The organism is Brevibacterium sp. HMSC07C04, from assembly GCF_001815905.1.
Lineage (GTDB): Bacteria > Actinomycetota > Actinomycetes > Actinomycetales > Brevibacteriaceae > Brevibacterium.
Genome location: NZ_KV823280.1, coordinates 1 through 3,083 on the forward strand (window position 1 = coordinate 1; position 3,083 = coordinate 3,083).

General features: G+C 56.6%; 5 protein-coding genes. 4 read left to right on the plus strand and 1 reads right to left on the minus strand.

Annotated elements, in window-relative coordinates:
• Positions 1-122 precede the first annotated feature (122 nt).
• On the plus strand, positions 123-422 hold the full coding sequence (locus HMPREF3162_RS09155; protein ID WP_070576903.1) for a hypothetical protein: 300 nt from the start codon (positions 123-125) through the stop codon (positions 420-422).
• Between the two features lie 554 nt (positions 423-976).
• On the opposite strand, the gene HMPREF3162_RS11690 is transcribed toward HMPREF3162_RS09155, so the two are convergent.
• A complete protein-coding gene (locus tag HMPREF3162_RS11690; protein ID WP_141750270.1) occupies positions 977-1,555 on the minus strand; it encodes a hypothetical protein in 579 nt (192 codons plus the stop codon).
• Positions 1,556-1,697: 142 nt separating this feature from the next.
• Between HMPREF3162_RS11690 and HMPREF3162_RS09165 the strand changes: the two genes are divergently transcribed.
• The 3 genes from HMPREF3162_RS09165 to HMPREF3162_RS09175 are packed head-to-tail and all read left to right on the plus strand — an operon-like array spanning position 1,698 to position 2,824.
• Positions 1,698-2,090, plus strand: coding sequence for a hypothetical protein (locus tag HMPREF3162_RS09165; protein WP_070777653.1), 393 nt, complete (start codon positions 1,698-1,700; stop codon positions 2,088-2,090).
• Positions 2,083-2,547 carry a hypothetical protein gene (locus tag HMPREF3162_RS09170; protein WP_141759581.1) on the plus strand — a complete coding sequence of 155 codons (465 nt, stop codon included), beginning with the start codon at positions 2,083-2,085 and terminating at the stop codon, positions 2,545-2,547. Before HMPREF3162_RS09165 ends, HMPREF3162_RS09170 begins: the two co-directional genes overlap by 8 nt.
• A 22-nt stretch (positions 2,548-2,569) precedes the next feature.
• Entirely contained in the window at positions 2,570-2,824 is a 255-nt protein-coding gene (locus tag HMPREF3162_RS09175) for a hypothetical protein (RefSeq protein WP_070576912.1), read from the plus strand.
• The last annotated feature ends 259 nt before the right edge of the window (positions 2,825-3,083 follow it).

Here is a 3,083-nt window from a genome sequence, read left to right on the forward strand (position 1 = left end):
AATAGAAGCGGAACTAAACCCAGGCCGCTTCAGTTGCCACGCAGCCTTTCGCAAAACGTCCACCCTCGAAGACTGGATGCCAGGGAGACATCGACTACCCTCATATTTCCAGGAGCAAGGGAGTGACTTACACCATCAATACGCATGTAATCGGAAGGTGCAAAGTCACTCCATCCGCGCATAGCGTCGAAGGAAAGCTCTACCGCCTCCGGTGGTTTGGCCAAGAGCATCTCAAGAGCGGAAAGCGATCGGGAGCAAAGAAGTACCACCAGGTTAATCTCAACAAAAAGTGCAAGAAAAACTCGAAGTATGTCTACCGCGCGACTGGCCGATTCTTCTCGAAGGTCGGCAAGAAGACGCTCGCAGTCAGCTACTATAATCAGACGCCCAAGAAAGAGACATGCGTCAAGGGTGGAAAATAGACTCCGCTTAATAGTTCTTTCATCGATAGTCGCCCTCTTGGCCGGCTGTTCCAGCAACTCTGCGGGCAATGTTGAGAATCAAGACAGTGACGGCTACGAGGTCGTCGAACGATCACGTGCCGCCCAGTCTCCTTACCAGCTATCGCTCCCGGGCAGTTCAATTCAACCTGCTCTGATTTCTACTTCATGGCCTGACACTTCTGACTACCCTGAATCGTCACCGTTGCCAAAGAAGGCGACCTGGCCTGACCTCAGCCAAGCGAAGAACCAAAATTCTTCAGTGGTTGATTTGTTGCTACAGGGGCCCTCTGCGCCGATGGAAGCAACAATCGCACGGTATGCGCAGGTGGACAGTTCCGGAATCCCCCTGGGCGACCCTACAGTTGAAACATGCACGGTCGGGTCGACGGATCCCCTTTCGTCATGCTCAATCGATCAGACGTTAGGGCAGTCGGAAACCTCGTCCGTCCACATAGCTGCAGCGAATCCGGAAGATCGCTATTTTGCGTTTCAGGCGACCTGGGTTGTTGATACCCACGATGGCCCGGAGGACCTTATGCTTGCTTGGGGTTTTCAGGTAATTCAGTGATTGCAAGAACTGGCCAGTGGACGCAGTCCCTATTGGCCACATAGTCATTTACAGTAGATTCACTGTATCTAATTTTAGTTTTTGCTGGATTTGCGCTAGACGAGACGAACTTACCGTAAACGACACGGTAGAGTTTCCCGTCGTCGAGCACAAAATGCACGGTACTGCCTTGATTTAAGGAGTCCAAGTCGTCGGAGCGCTTCCATTCGACACGTATCCTCGTTGCGTTCACGCCCGCTAGTATGAAGGCTTGCTGAATCCTGCCAGGAGGGAGTGCCAGTATGGTCGGACAGTCCGAGGGGGCTCCAGCAGACGCCACAACCACGGATTCTGGGGGCAGACTGAACTCCGGTAGAGATGTGCTAAGCCCGTCGACCTGGGATCCGGGTCCGGCGCCAGGAAATGCATGAACACTCGTGCCATCGGGGCTATGGAGAACAGCCGCTACCCAGGCGATTTCTCCTTCTGCTGTAATGACCACATCGGAATCAGAGAGCTCCGCAAGTGGTGTCGTTGCGGCGTCTGGTGGAACGGTGTGGGTCACTTTGAGTCCTCACAAATAGGCGCGCCGACATTAATCCATTCTACCCAGTTTACGAAGGATGCGTACTTCATTGGGCTCGGGCTTTCGTGCAGGGGCGGGTTCAGAGACGGTCCATGACTGATACTGGCACAGGGAGGGATTCGTGAAGCGCAGTACACGTCGCCGTTCGATCCTTCGTGTCATTATCGCTGCGGGAGCGGCGTGTGCTGTTCTCGCAGTGTTAGGCATCGCGGCGGTTGCCTTCGTTCCCTCGTTCTTCGTCCAGGATGCTGTCTACGACAACGTTCCGTCGAGAGCATCCTGTGCGGACGCCCCGTCAACTGAGACCGTAGAGCGAGTCATCGGCGACATCCCTGAAATCGGCGATGCAGACCCGAATCTGGTTGATCGATGTGATGGCGCGATCATTGAAATACAGGTTGCCGACCATGGCACCCGCGAGGATGTCGAAGACTATCTGAAGACGAATGGGAAGTATGGGACGACAACCGGTTGGTGGTGGCGATCGGTCCCCATCGCGATCCGCAATGTATGAGTTCCTGGCAATCCGCCGCCTTGTGGCCGTCAGCGTACTTGCAGGAGTGGGGGCGGTGGCGTATCTCGTCCGATCCGGACGCTTCGACTATGCAGCGCACTTCCTCGCTGGGGCCGGTGGCACACTGATCCTGATCGCTGCGACGAATGCACTCTGGTCAATGCTGAGCGGCCGAAGGCCGTCAGCATTCACCGACGCCGCACCGGCCATCGCGGCCGCCACCCTCATCTCTATCGGTTTCGGCCTGGTTGCCGAGTTCACGGTCTTCGCAGCACCGGTCGCTGACATCGTCGACATCGTGCACCAGTCGCTCGGGGCGATCCTTGTCGGCATGGCCTGCATGCTCCTGGCCTGCAACCGCAGATCGTGGATCGCTGCCTTGGTCAGCGACGGAATCACGGCTGGGCTGGGCCTGGTGATGATCGTGATAGGAGCAGTACTTGTCGGAATCATCTGAGAGCGAAGGCAAGGAACGGCGCATGCGAATGCTGAACCTGACAGTGCTGGGGCTGGTCGGCGCTGTCCTCATCGTCGTCGGGGTTGCCGTATCGTGGCAGCGCACGCTGATTCCCGCCGCCCTTGACGGCACGGTCCGGAACATCGTGACCTTTGAGGGTAACCTCAGAATCTCGAAGAATGTGAGTCGGAAAGAAGCGCGCGAGGCCACGCTTCTGTTTTCCACGGGCGGTCCCTGCCGTTTGTTCTTAAGGGGGGCATGGTCGGCAGCGTACTGAACAGCACAAGTGGTGATTAACACCACCTCGGGCGACTGCCTGCCGGGGTTAAACGACAAAAAGTGTGTCCGGAATTGCTGATTTCCGGGGCGTAACCTCGCGGTTTCAGGAAAATATATGCTCCGGGAGCATATATCCGGGCCTCGGACGTGAGGTCCGCGCAGGGGCTAGCACTGTGTGCTATGAGCGGCGTGGTGTGGTGGCGCAATGCCAAAGAATCAACGCCGCTGCTACTGCGGCGGTGAAATGAAACGCAACG